Here is a 231-nt window from a genome sequence, read left to right on the forward strand (position 1 = left end):
GGGCGAGCTTCATCCGGGGTGGTGCGTTAGGTTTCGTTAGGGTGGGGGGCGAGTGTGTGGGGTGGGGGTGTGGGGGGGGGGGGGGGGTGGTGGGGGGGGGGGGGGGGGGGGTGGGGGGGGGGGGGGTGTGGGGGGGGGGGGGTGGGGGGGGGGGGGGGGGGGGGGGGGGCGTGCGGGGGGGGGGGGCGGGCGGGGCGGGGGGGGGGGGGTCGGAGGAGTGGACGCGGGCGG

At 84.4% G+C, this 231-nt stretch carries 1 protein-coding gene; it reads left to right on the top strand.

Going from position 1 to position 231, the window contains the following annotated elements; translation table 11 throughout:
• A partial coding sequence (locus AAEZ00_RS22475) for a hypothetical protein (protein WP_351090244.1) occupies positions 1–231 on the top strand: 231 nt, incomplete at both ends.

This window comes from Shewanella sp. S1-49-MNA-CIBAN-0167 (genome assembly GCF_040310145.1).
GTDB lineage: Bacteria > Pseudomonadota > Gammaproteobacteria > Enterobacterales > Shewanellaceae > Shewanella > Shewanella psychromarinicola.